The organism is Bacillus sp. ISO11, from assembly GCF_003458115.1.
GTDB classification, from domain to species: Bacteria; Bacillota; Bacilli; order Bacillales; family Bacillaceae_G; genus Bacillus_A; species Bacillus_A cereus.
This window is the reverse complement of the sequence record NZ_QXCO01000006.1, coordinates 219,861-237,589: the sequence shown is the minus strand read 5'-3', so window position 1 is coordinate 237,589 and position 17,729 is coordinate 219,861. Positions and strand designations below refer to the sequence as shown.

Genomic DNA, 17,729 nt, shown 5'->3' with positions numbered 1-17,729 from the left:
ATGACGTATTATAATCATTATAGATATCAATGGAATTTAAAAAAGATGACTCCTGTTGGATACAGAAATCATCTTCTTGATGTTGCCTAACTTTTTTCAAAATGTCCTTTACAAAGGGTACAGATTATGGCTTGGGTGTCTTTTATTATAAAAATTATTTACCATACAAATAGCCCAACGAGCATAGCACTTAATAAAGAAACAGCCATCCCGCTAACAAGAAGCTTCCAAACATTTTTACCGATGACTGATGATTTTTCTCCGCCAAATAATGAATTGTAAGTTCCGTAAATCATACCTACTGTACTAAAGTTAGCAAAAGAAGCTAGAAATGTCGTTGCAACCGCAACCGTATGCGGTTGTAGCGACTTTAAGTTTGATTTTAAATCCATCATTGCAACAAATTCATTCGTCGTTATTTTGATCCCCATTAATTCAGCTACATACATAGCATCACTGCCTGATAAACCGAGTAAAAATGCAAAAGGACTAAAGATAATGGAGAAGATTTTTTGAATTGTTAACCCCGTTACAAAAAATCCCAAAATCCCATTTAAACATGCTGTTAAAGCTACATAACCAATTACCATAGCTAAAATAACGATAACCATATTCATCCCAACTAACATACTGTTTGAAATAGTAGAAAAGAAATCCTTTTTTTCATGTTTTGAAGGTGTGTAAACAACGTCTTCTTCTTTCGAAACTTCCACAGGATTTAATACATTGGCTAAAATTAATGCGTTAATACAATTTAATGGAATGGCGCTGAAAATATATGTTGCTGGCACCATTGATAAATAAGCGCCAAGAATGGATCCGCTAACGCTACTCATACTCATAATTCCAAAAGTTAATAATCGATTTTCTTTTAACACAGATAATTGATCACGAACAACCGCAAGTGCTTCGGTGTTTCCTAAAAACATCATTTGAATCGAAAAGAAACTTTCTAACTTTGGTAAACGAGAAATCTTTGAAATAACTGCACCTACTTTATCAATAATCCAAGTTAAGATTCCGAAATAAGATAGAATATCGAAAAAAGTAATAACAAAAATGATAGGAAGTAACGCACTAAAGAAGAAATCAATGTGCTGACTTTCCATAGCTGAAGGAAATGCAAATCGAATACCTTCATTCGCACATGCTAGTAGCCAACTGAAAAATGACGCAATTTTATTAATGATAATACTGCCAAGCTTTGTGCCTAACATAAACCATGTAATAAAAAGCTCCAATAGGATGAGAATTACAATTGGTCTCCATTTTATATGTTTTTTATTAGGCGAACATAAGAAAACGATTAATATGACAACGAAAATCCCTAACATATTCAATATGAAATGCATGTCAACAACTCCTTGAGGCTTATTATTTGTATATAAAAAAGCATCTATTCTTCCAAATTTGGATTATGATTAGAAGTTATGAAGCATGTAAGTTATGTTAGGAATCAATGTATTTTAATTTGCTTTATTTTGAGCAATGGCAGTAATTATCGAACAATTAGTTGTTTTCAATTGTTTTGTTGGATATTAAACGTATGCGATTTTAAACATCGTTTATCCCGGATTAACGGGCAGTAAGACTTTTACCTCAAAATTCAGGGAAAGCAAAGAAGTGAAGTGGGGATGGGCTGCCCACAAAATCCCGATTGGTAAGAGCTGATTAAAATTTCACTTTATAAATAAGAACGGTGAGTTGGCCATGAACCTTGAAGTTTCCGAAGCTGTATAATTTGTCCTGTATGATAAGCATCATGTAAAAGGATATTCATATATTGTTGCCAAACTGGTAGAGAAGGACTTAGTTGATCTAGTTCTGCTTCTTGAAGGGCGGTTAATGAAGATTGTAAGGCATCATGTACTTGAAGCGTTCGCTTTTCTCTTCAATAAACCTTCTCTATAGTTGAACAAGAGAGTGAAATACAACGTATAATTGAGCCATTAAAAAATCTCATTTTTAATATGATATTTAATAATCAAGGCTTTCATTGAGTCAGAATGAAAAGAGTATAAACCTTTTTCTGTTTGCTCATTGATTAAAGTTTTTTTAAAGTTGCAAAACGGTTCTAAAAATATAGAAGGTAAAATTCGATAAAAATAGAATATGTTATATAGCAAACAAGGAGGGGATAAAAATGGAGGTCTATCACATAACGAGCAGAAAAAGGGAAACATACAACGTTCAGGTGAAATATTCGATACTTTTCGAATGTGCACTTGGCATTGCAGCGATTACTCATAAAAGGTTAATTGATACTCTTGAAAAGAGTCAAAATGAATGGGAAGAAATTAAGGAAGCATTAACAGAAGAAATGAGAGAACACTTACAGTTTGTAGAAGAACATAATACGTGGAAAGCATTACTCCAGTTATTGTATGAAGAGGATTTTCAAGATTTATCGCAGTTTAATTTTAAAATTGATTCATTTTCAGAAGAAGATTTGAAATTTATATGTTTACCGTTTTTAGGAGAGAAGTATGAAGAGAAAAGACGTTTAGCTGCAACGGGAGTTGTATGTGCAATACACGAACTAAAGGAACTAACAGATAATCATCAGTTTTTTTCTACTTATATTAGCTTTATATGTAATGTAGATGTACAAGTGCTGAAATCGCATTTAATCGCTGTTATGACAGGTTGGTATGAGAGTGTTATTAAAAGAGAGGAAGAACAAATACTTTCTATATTAAAACGAGATTATGAAGCGAAAAATGAAATGAATAAAAAGATGAAGCCGGAAGAGTTTGTCGAGTGGGCGACTGGCGGAGTGAACTATATGCCAGAGCCAAGTGTTCATCACGTACTTCTTATTCCGCAAATGACGTACAGACCGTGGAATATTGAAGCGGATATTGATGATACGAAAGTATTTCATTATCCAGTTGCGAATGAAAGCATTCATCCTGAAGATCCGTATGAACCGAATTATTTTTTAGTTCAAAAACATAAGGCTCTTGGGGATGAGGCGAGATTGCGAATTGTAAAAATGTTATTTGAAAAAGAACGTACATTACAGGAAATAACGGAAAGATTACAGCTTGGTAAATCGACTGTACACCATCATTTGAAATTGTTACGTGCAGCGAAGTTAGTTGATATACATGACGGAAAATATGTATTAAGAAAGAAAGCAGTACAGTCTTTAGCGAAAGAATTAGATATGTTTTTGAATAGATAATTAACAACGAGAATGTACATAAAGGGAGGAATATAAAAGAAAAGTTGGTGTGTGAAATTGAAAAATATATTGAAAAATCGTTCGTTCTTTTTTATGTGGATTGGTAGTGCAATCTCTGAATTAGGAGGGGCTTTCGGAACGTTATGTAATTCAATTCTAGTATATGAGTTAACAGGATCGGAAATGGCTTTAAGTAGTATGTGGCTATTATATTTCATCCCATCACTCATACTGCAATTAATAAGTGGCCCATTTATTGATAAATGGAGCCGGAAGTGGATTATGATTTTTTCACAATGGATACGGGCGTCCGTATTCTTATTACCTTTGGTGATGCTAGTTACAGGTAGTATAGAAGTTTGGCACATTTATGTTGTTCAAATTGTAGTGGGACTTATTACACCTCTTTATACACCTGCAAGTCAAGCAATTACACCGAGCATTGTAAGTCAAGGACAACTTCAAGACGCAAATGCGTATATTGATGGAATGACTCGTCTCATGATGTTTCTTGCGCCAGTATTAGGTGGAGTAGTAATTCATTTCATTGGAACAGAACTTACATTATCTTTCGTATGTATTTGTCTATTTGTTAGTGGTGCTTTCTTACTTTATATAAAAGAAAAGAGAACTACAACAGATATACGAAAAACGTGGCTAGAACAATTTCTTCAAGGTTTTACATATTTTTTTACAAAACCAATCATCGTTTGGCTCGGTATATTTCTTACTTTCGTGCAGTTTGGAGTAGGGGTAACGATGGTCACAAATCTTCCTTATATAAAAGACGAGCTGTTAGCGGGATATGCAGAGTACGGCTATTTTATGGCAGGTTTTCCACTTGGCTACGTAATTGGCTCAGTATTAGTCGGAAAAGTAACATATAAAAGCCGGCGTATACTTATGCTTGGAGGATTGTTTATAGGGGGACTCACATACATTTCATTAGGATTCAATCATAGTATTATCATTGCAATACTAATTGAAGTAATAGCAGGGATTTGTATTGCATTTTTCAATGTTCATAACACAACAATATGCCAACAAATCGTCCCAAATAATATGATAGGACAAGTATTTTCAGTGCGTTTATTTTTCATACGATCCGCTATGCCATTAGGTGTGTTAGTAGGGGGAATATTGAGTGAAATGTGGGGAGTAAGAGCGCTATATGTAATTATCGGTGCAGTTATATGTGTTACATCTTTAATAGGGATGTTACTTCCATATTTCAAATTTTTAGATGAGGCGATAGAAAAGAAATCAGCATAATTCGAAAAATTAAAACTTTACAATTGAAAATAATTATCATAATCAATTATAATAGAAGAATACTAGTATTCGTATAACAAAGAGGGAGTGGAATATATGTTTATCGAAACGAAAACATTTACAGTAAAAGAAGGTACATCAAATATAGTTGTAGAACGTTTCACTGGAGAAGGTATTATTGAAAAATTTGAAGGCTTCATCGATTTAAGTGTTCTCGTGAAAAAAGTAAGACGCGGCGACGAAGAAGTTGTCGTAATGATTCGCTGGGAATCGGAAGAAGCATGGAAAAACTGGGAAACAAGTGAAGAACACTTAGCTGGACATAGAGCGGGCCGTGGTAAACCAAAACCAGATCATATTATTAATGTGGATCATGCGGTTTATTATGTGAAATCATCGAAATCGGCTTATCAACAGTCGTAATATATAAGTAGAGGATACATGTTGTAGATGCTAACATGTATCCTCTTTTTGTAGTAATGGGGGATGGAAATGATGGAGAGTTTTTCATTCATTACAAATGAAAAACATAAAAAATTGGTACAAACAATTTTAAATGAATATTTATTTAGAGATAAAGTAAATGGATTCATGCTAATTGGATCTGTCGCAAGAGGCGATGCATATCCTGAATCTGATTTAGACTTCTATATTATTTTAGAAGAAGGACAAAAGAAAAAATTTCATTTTGAAACGAGAGATGATATTTTAGTTGAATATAAGAGTGCAGATTTTAATCAAATTCAAGTAAACTTTAAAAACAATCCGATGGAATTTTACTCATTTCTAGAAGGGGAAATTTTGTTTGATAAAAGCGGTGAGTTGAAAAAGTTAAAGGAAATAGCTACATATGAATTTGAAAACTATCGTGTTTCTAGCGACAAAATGAAGGGCATTTCTCATTGGTTGCATAGTTCATTAATTAAAATTCAATCTGCCTTGAAAGCAAATGATGAGTTAAAAGCTTCATACATAGTTCAAATTTCAACTTGGACATTGTTAGATGGGATATGGGCTGTTAATAATAAGCCTATACCACCAGCGGGATCTGTTTTGAAGTATATTGAAACATTATCTAAAGTACCAACTCATTTTAAAGGTTTTATAAATAAACTGTTTTTAGGTGATACGACAGAACGTACCTCTGCAGCAATTTTCTTGATTGAGTGGGTTTTACACAATTTGAAAAATAAATAATGTGGCTATTTTATATAGGTAAAATAATATTTCGCGTCGAACAGTTTATGGAATTACAGTCATAAAAAACGTTCTAGGCTATAGAAAAAAATATTAGACTTATAAAGCATAGTCTTAGATGGAACGCTTGAATATCTTGCCTTACATATTTAAGTGTTATGAAAATGAGTCTATATACCTTCTGTTTAAAAGGAGATGAGTACATGAAGCTGAATCATTTAAATTTATGTGTTGATGATTTATCGGAAGCGAGACATTTCTTTGAAACATTTTTTGATTTTCAATTTTTGGAACAAAAAGGGAAAGCACTTGTAGTCATGAGTGATGAGAGTGGATTTATACTTGTGCTAAGTGATCCAAAATCATTTAAAGGGAATAAGGAAGTTACGTATCCGGAAGCTTTTCATATTGGTTTTTTAGTGGATACATCAAGTGAAGTGGATCAAGCGTATAATCGTTTAGTAGCCGGCGGCATTGAAATAGACAAGGAACCTTATTCGATGAGAGGTAGTAGTTATGGTTTTTATTTTACAGTATTTAATGGCTTATTAATTGAAGTGTCTTGTCTTGATTATAGAGAAGATAAGAAAGTTTCCAAGCTTAATAGTAATCATCAAGAGTAATCATTTGAAGGTGTATAGAATTTAAGTATGTATCATATTAGAAGACGGATTATGAAAGTTTCACTGTAAAGTAAAAAAGACAGACTAATAAATAGTCTGTCTTTTTTACTTTAATTCTTCACATCATCATAAAGTTCAAGTGCCTCTTTCACATTCAATCCATTTTTTACAATGCCATGTATTGCTTGAATCATCGCAGCTGGATGCTCGGATTGCCATATGTTTCGGCCCATGTCTACTCCAATTGCGCCTTCTTGCAACGCATTGTACGTAATGTTTAATGCGTCTTCAATTGAATCTAGTTTGGGGCCGCCCGCGATGACTACTGGGGCAGGGCATGTGCTCGTTATTTTTTCGAATCCTTCGCAGTAATACGTTTTAATAATATCAGCACCCATTTCAACACATACGCGGGAAGCAAGTGCTAGAAAGCGAGCTTCACGTTTTTGTAATTCTTTTGCGACTGCGGTAATGCCGAGTACTGGCAGGCCGTAATCATGAGCTTCAGAAACTACATTTGCGAGATTTGTAACAGTTTGTGTTTCATAGTCTGATCCAATGAAAACAGAAACGCCGACGCCAATTGCGTTTTGTTTTACTGCTTCTTTCACAGGTGTAACAATTGTTTCATTCGCTAAATCTTTACCGACGACAGTAGCGCCGCCAGATACACGCATAACCATCGGTGTGCTGCAGTTTTCAGGAATACAGGAGCTAAGTACACCACGCGTTAAAAAGAGAGAATCCGTGTAAGGAAGTAAGTTTTTAACTGTTTCAAGTGGTTGTTCTAGTCCGTGAATTGGTCCTAAGAAATAACCGTGATCTATTGCTAACATTACCGCTCTGCCATCAGGTAAAATTGTATTTAATCGATTTTTAAATCCCCAAGTCATTCCAAATCACTCCTTCGTTAATGTTGGATTTTCCGTTTGTACAGTATCTTTATTTGGTAAATGTGGTGACTTAATAAAAACAGCTTTAAAAGGTTTGTCAGAATGGTTAATAAGATAGTGAGATTCATGAGGACGAACTTGCAGGACATCACCTTGTTTAATTGGAACTCTTTCATTATTCACATAGAAATCTATTTCACCTTCTAATGCATAAAAGACCTCTTCGCACGTCGTATGATAATGGTTTTGAAACTCCTGGCCCGGTTGAATGACAACAAGGCCAAGATCAATATTTGGACCTTGTATTAAATATTTCGGCCCGTTATCACCGAAGCGATAGGAGAAGTCATTTTCATTCGCTTTTAACATACAGTTCACTCCTTTATGTAATGTGTTACAGTGCACCAGGCGCAATCCACATATGTGAGGTGAGCCCTTTATCAGCTAAAGCGAGCTGACTGTCATATACAGTTTTCCATGTTTCATAGAACTCTTTATATAGTTCGTGATTTTCAGTAACTGGTTCGAATGTTTGCTCCCACTGTACAAACTCTTCGGCAGTTTCTTCCATAGATGAATATATGCCAGCACCAACTCCAGCAGCAATCGCAGTTCCTAAAGAAGCTGCTTCTTTCACAACGGGTACTTTTACAGGAATGCCGAGTACGTCTGATAGAATTTGTGGCCATAGTTTCCCTTTAGCGGCACCGCCAGCAAAAACGACTTCAGAAGGGAATGTACCAGTAAGATTTTCAATTAGTTTTAAGTTTCCAAGTGTAACGAAGGCGGCATTTTCTTCAATAGCACGGAACATTTCCTTTTTTCCGCATTTGTCAGCATCTAAACTTAAATTTAAGAATGAAGGTGCGGCATGACGCCAAGAAATGTAGTTCATAACGTTTGAAAAAGTAGGGATAATACCATATGAACCGACAGGTACGTCTTTCGCTTGTTCTTCTAATAATTCATAAGCATCTACACCGAGTTTGTCAGCAAGTTTCTTTTCCTCTTGGCAAAAAGCGTCTCGAAACCAACGCATAACGAGGCCAGGGAAAAAGGCAATCGTTTCATATTGCCAAAGGTTCGGAACGACGTGACAATTTACTCGAATTGCAGCATTTGGATCCGTTGTTGACTCTGTAATATTCACTTCCTGTTGCCAAAAGCTGCCGCCGCATATTAAAGTTTGATTTGGTTTTACGACTCCAGTCCCGAGTGCTGCCATTTGAGCATCACCGCCGCCAGCGACGACAGGAATCCCTTCAAGTAAACCAGTTAGTGCTGCACACTCTTTTGAAACATTACCAATCACAGTGCCAGCTTCATTTACTTTTGGTGAAAATGGCAAATTTATACCACACTCTTTAGCGACATCGTTATCCCAATTCCTATTTTGTAAATCAAAGATTCCGGACGTACAACCGTTGGAAGGGTCGATTTGCAGTACGCCGCTTAATTTATACAAAATCCAATCATTTAACATCGTAAAGGAGTGAATATTGCTATAGACGTCTGGTTCATGTTTTTTAATCCAAAGTAGACGTGGTAAAGCACCCAATGAAAAAGTTTGCCCAGATTTTCTGTATAAATCTTTTTCAAGATGTGAGCGGATTTCTTTTAGCTCACTAACTTCAGCGGATGCACGGCCATCAACATTTGCACATGCCCATATTTCTTGCCCATGTTTATCATATAAAACAAAACCTTCTCGCATACTTGTAGCGCTAATAGCAAGAATAGAAGAGGCAGGGGTATTGCTTTTTTGAAGAACCTCTTTCGTACATTCTTGTACTAGCTTCCAATTTTCTATTACATCAAAGTTCATAGAGCCTGGATAACGAGGGTCAGATTTGTGAATCCATTCTTTTTGACTTACTGCAGTTTGATTCCCATGTAAATCAAAAAGAACTGCTCGAATGCTTCCTGTACCAGCATCGAAAGCTAATAAATTGGACATTAACAATCACCATCCTTTCGTAATAAGGAGAGGGCAGTTTCCTCATCGGTAATTAATGTATGAATAAACTTTCCTTTTAAGGCACCATAAATTGCATCTATCTTTTCTATACCTCCAGCAACACCGACGACATGATTCATATTGCGCAAAATAGAGAGAGGCGTGCCAATTAGACGATTATGATGCGAGAGCTCTAATAACTCACCATTCGTATTATAAAACTGTCCTAAAATATCGCCCGCCCCGTTTTGACTTCGAATATATGTCATTTCACGTAGCGTTAATTTTTCTTCTTTTACAATTGTAGCGTCTTGAGATAACCCGCCAATACCGACAACTGCTGTATGTGCAAGTGAAGCGACATGAAGCATATCTTTCACACTTGGTTCTGATAAAATACTTCGTGCCATTTCAGTAGAAGATGCTAGAAAAGGAGTAGGAATAATATGAAGATCACCTTGCATGTAGTGTAAATAGTTTTGTTTTCTTGGGAGATAGTGGTTTACTCCGCCTGTTAGCGTTACGAATGAAAGATTAATAGAACTTTCAAAATGAATGTTTTCTAGCATTTTACTTATCGTTTCACCCCAGCCGATGCCGAGTAAATCACCTTGTTGGAGATGAGTTTCTAAATATTGTGCAGCGGCTTTTCCGAGAGAAGTAGCATAATTGCTTATTGGTGTAGGGATAATGAAAGCATCTTTTAAGTGGAACTTTTTCATTAAGTCACGTTCAATGCTTAAGCAATGCAAACCGGTTCCTTTTACGTGAAATGTAACGATACCTTCACTGCGTGCCTTATCTAATAACCGGACGACTTTATTTCTTGAAATATGAAGAAGTGAAGCAATCTCTTGTTGTGTTAATTGATCTTTATAATAGTACCAGGCTACTTTAGTTAATAAATTTTCTTCAAAGTTCAGCTGTGACATACTCTTCATCCCTTTCAACAATTGACCAATGCTTAAACATATGTGTCACATATTTTGTTTATTCCAGTTGAAACGATTAATAGTACATTGAAAAAAGTGTTCTAGATATGAAAAAAGGAATATACAATGCTACAAAACAAGTAGAACAAATAATCATTTTCTCAAAAAATGTTCTGGGTAAAGGCAGGTGACATCATGTGGAGAATGTGCCCTTATTACAAGTGAAGAAAATGAGTAAGGCGTTTTCGAATCAACTTGTGCTAAAGGAAGTGAACTTACAAGTAGAGCATGGTGATATATACGCTTTAGTTGGTGGAAATGGCGCCGGGAAATCGACATTAATGAAAATATTAACGGGGTTATATTCGTATGATAGTGGAGAAATGTATGTGAAAGGAAAGAGACAGCAGTTTGCAAATCCAAAAGAAGCACACCAAGAAGGGATTTATTTAATACCACAAGAACCGCTCATTTTTCCGCATATGACCATTGAAGAAAATATATGTATTGGATTAAAGGGGAATAGAAAGAAGCTTAAAGTAAAAGTTCAGCAATTAATTGACAGTTTAAGTTGGGATATTGATCTTAATGAACAGGGAGAATCGTTATCTATTGCGCAACAACAGTTAGTAGAAATCGTTAGAGGATTAATAAGAGAAGCTGAGATTCTTATTCTAGATGAGCCAACATCGACATTAACAACACACGAAATTAAGAGTCTTTTTATGTTGATGAAAAGTTTACAAGAAAAAGGAATTGGGATGATTTATATTACGCATCGTTTTCCAGAAATCTTTGAAATTGCCAACAAAGTAGCAATACTACGTGATGGAATGGTTGTAAGCCAAGGTGATGTATGTGACTATACATATGACATGCTGATGGAGGGACTATTGCCAAAAGGATATAAACAGAAAGAGAAAATAGAAGTAGTTCAAGAGACAGCAAAGACGAAAAAAATATTAGAAGTGGTTGATATAAATGGTCACGCATTCGAAAATATATCATTCACTGTACATGCGGGTGAGGTTGTAGGTGTTGCTGGCATTATAGGATCTGGCAGAACGGAATTAGCAGAAGCGATATTTGGATTGAAAACTATAAAATCAGGGTCTATCTTATTGGGGGGAAAATCAATTGATACGTGTTCTTTGCATAAAAGGCTAGACGAAGGACTAGTTTATGTGCCAGAGGATAGGGCGAGGAATGGAATTTTCTCAATTGCTTCTGTTAAAGAAAATATTGCAGCAGCAAGTTTATATCAAAATAATCGCTTTTTTATAAATCAAGAAAAAGAAAGCGCTTTAGTTAATTCGTTTATAGAACAGTTCCGAATTGTTGTACAGAATATGAATAAAGAATTGGCATCTTTATCAGGAGGTAATCAGCAGAAGGTCGTGCTTGCGAAGTATCTTGCATGTAATCCTAAAATTATTATTCTTGATGAGCCGACTCGCGGAATTGATGCGAAAGCAAGGCTTGAAGTGTATGAGACGATAAAAAAAATGAAAAGGGAAGGACTCGCAATTTTATTAATCTCTTCAGATGTTGAAGAAATTGTCCAATTAGTAAACCGTGTATATGTAATGAGAAATGGGCGATTTGTTTCTCATATGGAAAAAGAACAACTGAGTGTGAATGAAGTTACACGCCTTGCATACGGAGGTGTAACGGAATGAAACGTATGTATAAAATGCACGAAACGTCTATCATAATGTTACTACTAATTTATATAGCTATTGTAGGGATGATAAACCCTAGTTTTATTCAATTTACCTCGTTATCTTTACTGATGAAATCAAGCGTTAATTTAGTCGTGCTAGCAATCGGTCAATCGTTCGTCTTATTTACGAAAAATATAGATGTATCAGTTGGTTCAAGCATGGGATTAAGTGCAGCAGTTTGCGGAATGATGTTAACGAATGGGTATAGTGCATTCTTGTCGATATTTGTAGCTATTATACTTGGGGCCATTATCGGTTTCGTAAATGGTATTGGAGTTGCGAAGTTTCGGGTACCAGCCATTATTATGACATTAGGCATGTTAGGAATTGTTAGAGGTGCAATGTTAATTTTCACAGGCGGGAAGTGGATTGAAGATATTCCAAACGATTTTAAGCAGCTGTCATCTATCATCATTCTTGGTTTACCTATAACTGTATGGTTCGTTCTTATTATTTTACTACTACTATACTTCTTTTTAAGAAAAGTGCCATTGGGAAGATACTTTTATGCGGTAGGTGATAATGAAGATGGCGCGAGGCTTATTGGTATACCTGTTAATAAAGTGAAGATATATGCGTTTATGATTTCAGGCATAAGCGCTGCGCTCGCTGGTTGCATATTTGTTATGAATATCGGGTTCGTTCCAAATCAAACTGGTACAGGAATGGAACTACAGGTGATTGCAGCTGCTGTGCTAGGAGGAATTCATCTAAAAGGAGGAACAGGTTCTATATTTGGAGCTGCACTAGGAGCATTGTTTTTAGAAGTGATAAGCAGTTCACTTATCTTTTTAAAAATACCAGCATTTTGGAATAATGCTATTTCAGGTTTTTTATTATTACTTATCATCATATTAGATAGTGTTATGAAAAAGTGGAAGGCAGAAAGGAGGATGAATCTATGAAGTATGTATATAGATGGGAAGGGGTTCTAATTGTATTACTTCTTGTAGAATTCATCCTTTTTAGTTTAATAAATAGTGATTTCTTAAATATTAGTAATCTCCTTTTTAGTACAAATGATTTTCTATTCATAGCAATCGCGGCAATTCCAATGACTTTCGTTATTGTAACAGGAGGAATTGACGTATCTGTAGGATCAATTATGGGGCTAACCTCGATTTTAATTGGTGTGTTTTGGATGAATGGAATTCATATTTTACTAGCAGTAATAATGGCACTTATAGTCAGTTGCTTAGCAGGAGCTTTAAATGGGCTCATTATAAAATTGACAGATGTAGAACCACTAGTCGTTACACTCGGAACGATGTTTTTATACGGAGGAATTGCACTCGTCATTTCAGGAGGGGCAGGTGCTTCTGGATATGAAGGGATAAGCGGTTTACCTGATACTTATGTACAACTAGCAAATGGTAGTTTTATAGGAATACCCAATTTATTATGGCTACTTATTTTATTAACAATTGTATGCACGATTTTGTTTCACCGAACGATATATGGGCGCCACGTAAAATTAACAGGCGCGAATGAAAATGCAGCAAAATATACCGGGATTAAGACGAAGAAAGTAGTAATCATTGCTTACATACTTTCTGGGTTAGGAGGTGGATTAGGAGGAGCTTTCTTAACTGCATATTTCGGTTCTGCACGTGCTGATATAGGAAGCGAAACAATATTACCAATCATTACAGCAGTTGTATTAGGCGGGACACTTATTACAGGTGGAAAAGGAAGTATTTTCGGTACTGTACTGGCGAGTATTTTCATTGGGCTCATGCAGTATGGCTTGCAAATGACGGGTTTAACAAATGAACAATCCAATGTAGTAATAGGTATTATCCTTATTCTTTCAGTTATTATGAGACATTTCAAATTACATCAATTTTTAGCGGGGAAAAGACAGAGTTTGCATAAGGGGGAAATGTCATGAAGAGAAAACTAGGGATTGTATTGATTGTATGTATTTGTTTAATCGGTTTAATTGCGTGTTCTAGCCAAACGGCAGATAAGAAAAAGGCTGATGATGTGAAATTTGCATTTATTCCGAAATTAACAGGAGTTGGTTTCTTCACATCGGGAGGTGAAGGAGCAAAGGAGATGGGAGAGAAGCTAGGCGTACAAGTGAAATATGATGGGCCGTCTGAAGCGAGTGTATCAGGGCAAGTAAAGTATATAAATAATTTTATTAACCAAAACTATGATGCACTTATGGTTTCCTCTACATCAGTTGATGGTTTATCGCAATCACTACAACGTGCTAAGAAAAAAGGAATGACCGTCTTAACATGGGATTCTGATGTGAATCCGAAAGATCGTTCTTTTTATATAAGCCAAGGAACACCAGACCAACTTGCTAACTTATTAATTGAAATGACTTCCAAGCAAATTGGAGATAAAGGGAAAGTAGCATTTTTTTATTCTAGTCCAACAGTAACAGATCAAAACCAATGGGTAACGAAAGCGAAAGAAATTATTAAAAAGAAATATCCGAACTGGGAAATTGTAACGACGCAGTACGGTGAAAATAATGCACAAAAATCTTTATCCGTAGGGGAGAATATATTAAAAACGTATCCAGATATTAATGCAGTTATTTGTCCAGATGCAACAGCACTCCCAGCCATAGCGCAAGCAGCTGAAAACTTAAAAATGGATAAAAAAGTAGTGGTAACTGGATTTTCTACACCGAACGTTATGCGTGATTATATAAAACGAGGAACAGTACAACAATTCGGATTATGGGATGTCAAACAGCAAGGTGCGTTGGCAACTTATGTAGCAAATGAAATTGTTGTAAAAGGGAAGAAGTTAAAAGTAGGGGATAGCTTCGAAGTAAAAGGAATTGGAAAAGTGAAAGTAGAGCCAAACTCCATTCAAGGATATGATTATGAGGCAGAAGGGAATGGAATTATCGTATTACCAGAACGAGTTGTATTTACGAAAGATAATATTGATAAGTATAATTTTTAGTAGACAAAAAAACGTCCGAATATATCGGACGTTTTTTTATTTCTGCATTAATTATGAACAGTTTCTTTTTCGTTTAATCCAAGTGTACGACCAGTAGAAGTGTGAAGGTCTTGGAACAATCTTGGATTTTCAGTTAGTGAAATGCCATATGAAGGAATCATTTCTTTTATTTTTTCTTCCCATTCTACCATGCGGCTTGGGAAACATTTTTCTAATACTTCGAGCATGACGTGAACAGCAGTAGAAGCACCTGGTGATGCGCCTAGTAATGCGGCGATTGAGCCGTCAGCTGCACTTACTACTTCTGTACCAAATTGAAGTGTTCCTTTACCGCCAGCATCAGTATCTTTAATTACTTGTACACGTTGTCCAGCAACTACAATATCCCAATCTTCACTTTTCGCGTTCGGAATGAATTCGCGTAATTCTTCCATACGTTTTTCATGTGATAACATAACTTGCTGAATTAAGTATTTTGTAAGTCCCATTTCTTTTACACCAGCGGCTAACATCGTTAAGACATTATTCGGTTTTACAGAACCGATTAAGTCAAGATTTGAGCCAGTTTTTAAGAATTTAGGTGAGAAGCCTGCGAATGGTCCAAACAGTAAAGCTTTTTTATTGTCTATATATCTCGTATCTAGATGAGGTACAGACATTGGCGGAGCGCCAACTTTAGCTTTACCGTACACTTTCGCATGATGCTGCTCTACAACTTTTTGGTTTTTACATACCATAAATAGTCCACTTACTGGGAAGCCACCGATATGCTTTGATTCAGGGATACCAGTCTTTTGAAGTAGAGGTAGGCTACCGCCACCGCCGCCAATAAAGACGAATTTAGCAGTATGATGCTCAATTTTACCACTATTCATATCGTGTACTTTTACTTCCCACAAACCATTTTTCGTGCGCTTAATATTTTCGACACTATGCTTGTAGTTTAGCTCGACATTTTTTGTTTTTAAGTAATCAAACAACATACGTGTTAATGCACCGAAGTTAACATCTGTTCCAGAGTCAATCTTCGTTGCCGCCATCGGTTCATTAGATGTGCGACCTTCCATAATGAGTGGAAGCCATTTTTTTAATGTTTCAGGAGCATCAGAAAATTCCATTCCTTGAAACAGTGGATTTTTTGAAAGCGCTTCAAAACGGTTTTTTAGAAACTCAACATTTTTTTCCCCTTGTACTAAACTCATATGAGGTAGTGGCATAATAAAATCTTGTGGATTACGAATTAATTTGCTCTTTACAAGATATGCCCAAAATTGTCTTGAAAGCTGGAATTGCTCATTCACTTTTACAGCCTTACTAATATCTATAGATCCGTCAGCTTTTTCGGAAGTATAGTTCAGTTCGCATAGCGCAGAATGCCCTGTACCTGCATTATTCCATTCGTTAGAGCTTTCTTCCCCGGCACTTGCGAGTTTTTCAAAAACTTTAATTTCCCATTCTGGTGCTAATTCTTTTAGTAATGAGCCTAATGTTGCACTCATAATTCCTGCACCAATTAAGATAACGTCTGTTTTTTGCTGCATGTTGCTCATGATAATCTCTCCATCCCCTATATTGGCAAAAAAGTGTAGGTGTTTTCTATGTCTAAGCCGTAAAAGAGAAACACCGCCTAGGCCCCACCTAGGTGTATACCTTTTTTGTCTCAATTATATAACCATCTCATACTCTATTATAATAATTAATAGACTAAAATATCTAGTGTTATCTGATAATTTTAAACTATTTAACGTTTTATTCGCTAAAAATCTTATTTAACAAGCTCTTTTAAGGTGGTAAATAGAAAAAAATTACAGTTTGAAATTATCTCGAAAAAGCTTACGTATCCTTAAGTGACTAAATCGAGTACCTTTTTATGGGATTATTCTTTCTGCAATGGTAAGATTATTCTGAAAAATAAAAAGGAGGGACTCTAATGTGTACAAAAGAACAAATTTCAAACTTATTTCGAAACTTTTCAATAAAGGAATGTAAAGGGTCAAGTGATTTATATGAATATTTATCAATGAAAATTGCTGAAGATGAGGAAGTACTTACACTATCGTCCTATGCTCAGGTAGGTCAACCAGTCCCAAACTTACTATTAGGTGCAGTACAGTATTTATTGCTAGCAGGGAAAGAACATCATTTAAAAACGTATTATAGTAGTTTAGTTGAAAATGCTGATACAAATTTAGATAAAGCTTTTAATCATTTTAAAGATTTCTGTAAAGAGTACCGAGAAGAAATCATTACTTTGTTACAAACGAAACTCGTTCAAACAAATGAAGTAAGACGGTGCGCATACTTATACCCAAGTTTCTGCTACATATTTAACAAAGTGAAGAAGCCGTTAGCGTTAATTGAAATTGGGACAAGTTCTGGGTTGCAACTGTTCTGGGACCAATATCGTTATTCGTACGGGACGGATGAAATGTACGGAAATATAAATTCAAATGTGCATGTAACTTCTGAAATAAGAGGGGAGAATGTACCGCATTTTCTAAAAGAAAGCCCATCTGTCGTAGAAAGAATCGGACTGGACTTACATGTGAATGATTTACATAATGAGGAAGATTATTTATGGTTACGTGCTTTAATTTGGCCAGAACATAAAGAAAGGCTTGAGATGTTTGATCAAGCTGCATCTTTAGTGAAAAATGAATCTGTCCAATTAATAGAAGGAGACGGTGTAGAGCTATTATCATCTATTATTGAACAAATAAGTGAAGAAGCTGTTATTTGTATTTTCCATACACACGTCGCAAATCAAATACCAGAACAAGTTAAACATAAATTAGAAAAACAAATACAAGAAATCGGCGCAAAACGTGATGTATTCCACCTGTATAACAACATGTGGGATCGTGACCTTCATATTGATTATTATATTAACGGAAACGAATATCGTGAAACGGTTGGAGAAACAGAAGGACACGGGAGATGGTTTAGCTGGAAGATTGGAAATGAGACGCTTATTTAGATTAATAGGGGCGCCCTCACTTGTAAAAGAAGGGAC

At 35.6% G+C, this 17,729-nt stretch carries 17 protein-coding genes and 1 pseudogene; 11 read left to right on the top strand and 7 right to left on the bottom strand.

The features are described from left to right. Window positions 1-90 (top strand): IS3 family transposase (locus D1166_RS09095; protein WP_093998161.1); only part of this gene is annotated, 90 nt, incomplete at its 5' end. Between the two features lie 68 nt (window positions 91-158). Here D1166_RS09095 and D1166_RS09090 read toward each other — a convergent pair. Together D1166_RS09090 and D1166_RS09085 are read right to left on the bottom strand one after the other, a co-directional pair. Further along, a complete protein-coding gene (locus D1166_RS09090; protein ID WP_000545484.1) occupies window positions 159-1,352 on the bottom strand; it encodes a NupC/NupG family nucleoside CNT transporter in 1,194 nt (397 codons plus the stop codon). Window positions 1,353-1,684: 332 nt separating this feature from the next. Next, window positions 1,685-1,885, bottom strand: a pseudogene (locus D1166_RS09085) (DinB family protein); the annotation flags it as partial. A gap of 258 nt (window positions 1,886-2,143) precedes the next feature. On the opposite strand from D1166_RS09085, the gene D1166_RS09080 reads away from it, so the two are divergent. The 5 genes from D1166_RS09080 (at window position 2,144) to D1166_RS09060 (ending at window position 6,279) form a co-directional block, all read left to right on the top strand. Further along, window positions 2,144-3,187 (top strand): ArsR/SmtB family transcription factor, encoded by a 1,044-nt coding sequence (locus tag D1166_RS09080; RefSeq protein WP_097856271.1) that lies wholly within the window; start codon window positions 2,144-2,146, stop codon window positions 3,185-3,187. A 51-nt stretch (window positions 3,188-3,238) separates the two neighbouring features. Then, complete coding sequence (locus D1166_RS09075) at window positions 3,239-4,459, top strand: MFS transporter (RefSeq protein WP_080450943.1); 1,221 nt, start codon at window positions 3,239-3,241, stop codon at window positions 4,457-4,459. 96 nt (window positions 4,460-4,555) lie between these two features. Continuing rightward, the gene (hmoA, locus tag D1166_RS09070) at window positions 4,556-4,882 is read left to right on the top strand and encodes a heme-degrading monooxygenase HmoA (protein WP_000469498.1); all 327 of its coding nucleotides are present in this window, start codon (window positions 4,556-4,558) and stop codon (window positions 4,880-4,882) included. A 69-nt stretch (window positions 4,883-4,951) separates the two neighbouring features. Then, window positions 4,952-5,656 (top strand): nucleotidyltransferase domain-containing protein, encoded by a 705-nt coding sequence (locus D1166_RS09065; RefSeq protein ID WP_088066257.1) that lies wholly within the window; start codon window positions 4,952-4,954, stop codon window positions 5,654-5,656. A 203-nt stretch (window positions 5,657-5,859) separates the two neighbouring features. Beyond that, complete coding sequence (locus D1166_RS09060; protein ID WP_065228994.1) at window positions 5,860-6,279, top strand: VOC family protein; 420 nt, start codon at window positions 5,860-5,862, stop codon at window positions 6,277-6,279. A gap of 110 nt (window positions 6,280-6,389) precedes the next feature. On the opposite strand, the gene lsrF is transcribed toward D1166_RS09060, so the two are convergent. The 4 genes from lsrF to D1166_RS09040 are packed head-to-tail and all read right to left on the bottom strand — an operon-like array spanning window position 6,390 to window position 10,061. Continuing rightward, entirely contained in the window at window positions 6,390-7,172 is a 783-nt protein-coding gene (lsrF, locus tag D1166_RS09055) for a 3-hydroxy-5-phosphonooxypentane-2,4-dione thiolase (protein ID WP_000219770.1), read from the bottom strand. A 6-nt stretch (window positions 7,173-7,178) separates the two neighbouring features. After that, complete coding sequence (locus tag D1166_RS09050; RefSeq protein ID WP_000909986.1) at window positions 7,179-7,541, bottom strand: cupin domain-containing protein; 363 nt, start codon at window positions 7,539-7,541, stop codon at window positions 7,179-7,181. A 25-nt stretch (window positions 7,542-7,566) separates the two neighbouring features. Beyond that, entirely contained in the window at window positions 7,567-9,129 is a 1,563-nt protein-coding gene (gene lsrK, locus D1166_RS09045) for an autoinducer-2 kinase (protein WP_118043284.1), read from the bottom strand. After that, window positions 9,129-10,061, bottom strand: coding sequence for a sugar-binding transcriptional regulator (locus tag D1166_RS09040; RefSeq protein ID WP_097856273.1), 933 nt, complete (start codon window positions 10,059-10,061; stop codon window positions 9,129-9,131). The genes lsrK and D1166_RS09040 overlap by 1 nt, the downstream gene beginning before the upstream one ends. Before the next feature lie 197 nt (window positions 10,062-10,258). Here D1166_RS09040 and D1166_RS09035 point away from each other — a divergent pair, with 197 nt between their 5' ends. Genes D1166_RS09035 through lsrB form a run of 4 tightly spaced genes read left to right on the top strand, consistent with a single transcriptional unit; the run spans window position 10,259 to window position 14,716 of the window. Beyond that, window positions 10,259-11,740 (top strand): sugar ABC transporter ATP-binding protein, encoded by a 1,482-nt coding sequence (locus tag D1166_RS09035; protein WP_118043283.1) that lies wholly within the window; start codon window positions 10,259-10,261, stop codon window positions 11,738-11,740. After that, the gene (locus tag D1166_RS09030) at window positions 11,737-12,690 is read left to right on the top strand and encodes an ABC transporter permease subunit (protein WP_097856274.1); all 954 of its coding nucleotides are present in this window, start codon (window positions 11,737-11,739) and stop codon (window positions 12,688-12,690) included. The genes D1166_RS09035 and D1166_RS09030 overlap by 4 nt, the downstream gene beginning before the upstream one ends. After that, on the top strand, window positions 12,687-13,676 hold the full coding sequence (locus D1166_RS09025) for an ABC transporter permease (RefSeq protein WP_000878527.1): 990 nt from the start codon (window positions 12,687-12,689) through the stop codon (window positions 13,674-13,676). Before D1166_RS09030 ends, D1166_RS09025 begins: the two co-directional genes overlap by 4 nt. Then, window positions 13,673-14,716 (top strand): autoinducer 2 ABC transporter substrate-binding protein LsrB, encoded by a 1,044-nt coding sequence (gene lsrB / locus D1166_RS09020; protein WP_097856275.1) that lies wholly within the window; start codon window positions 13,673-13,675, stop codon window positions 14,714-14,716. Before D1166_RS09025 ends, lsrB begins: the two co-directional genes overlap by 4 nt. Window positions 14,717-14,763: 47 nt before the next feature. Here lsrB and D1166_RS09015 read toward each other — a convergent pair whose 3' ends face one another. After that, window positions 14,764-16,266: a malate:quinone oxidoreductase gene (locus D1166_RS09015; RefSeq protein ID WP_000069138.1), complete on the bottom strand. Its 1,503-nt coding sequence runs from the start codon at window positions 16,264-16,266 to the stop codon at window positions 14,764-14,766. Between the two features lie 380 nt (window positions 16,267-16,646). On the opposite strand from D1166_RS09015, the gene D1166_RS09010 reads away from it, so the two are divergent. Continuing rightward, the gene (locus D1166_RS09010; protein ID WP_097861697.1) at window positions 16,647-17,693 is read left to right on the top strand and encodes a DUF2332 domain-containing protein; all 1,047 of its coding nucleotides are present in this window, start codon (window positions 16,647-16,649) and stop codon (window positions 17,691-17,693) included. Window positions 17,694-17,729: the final 36 nt, after the last annotated feature.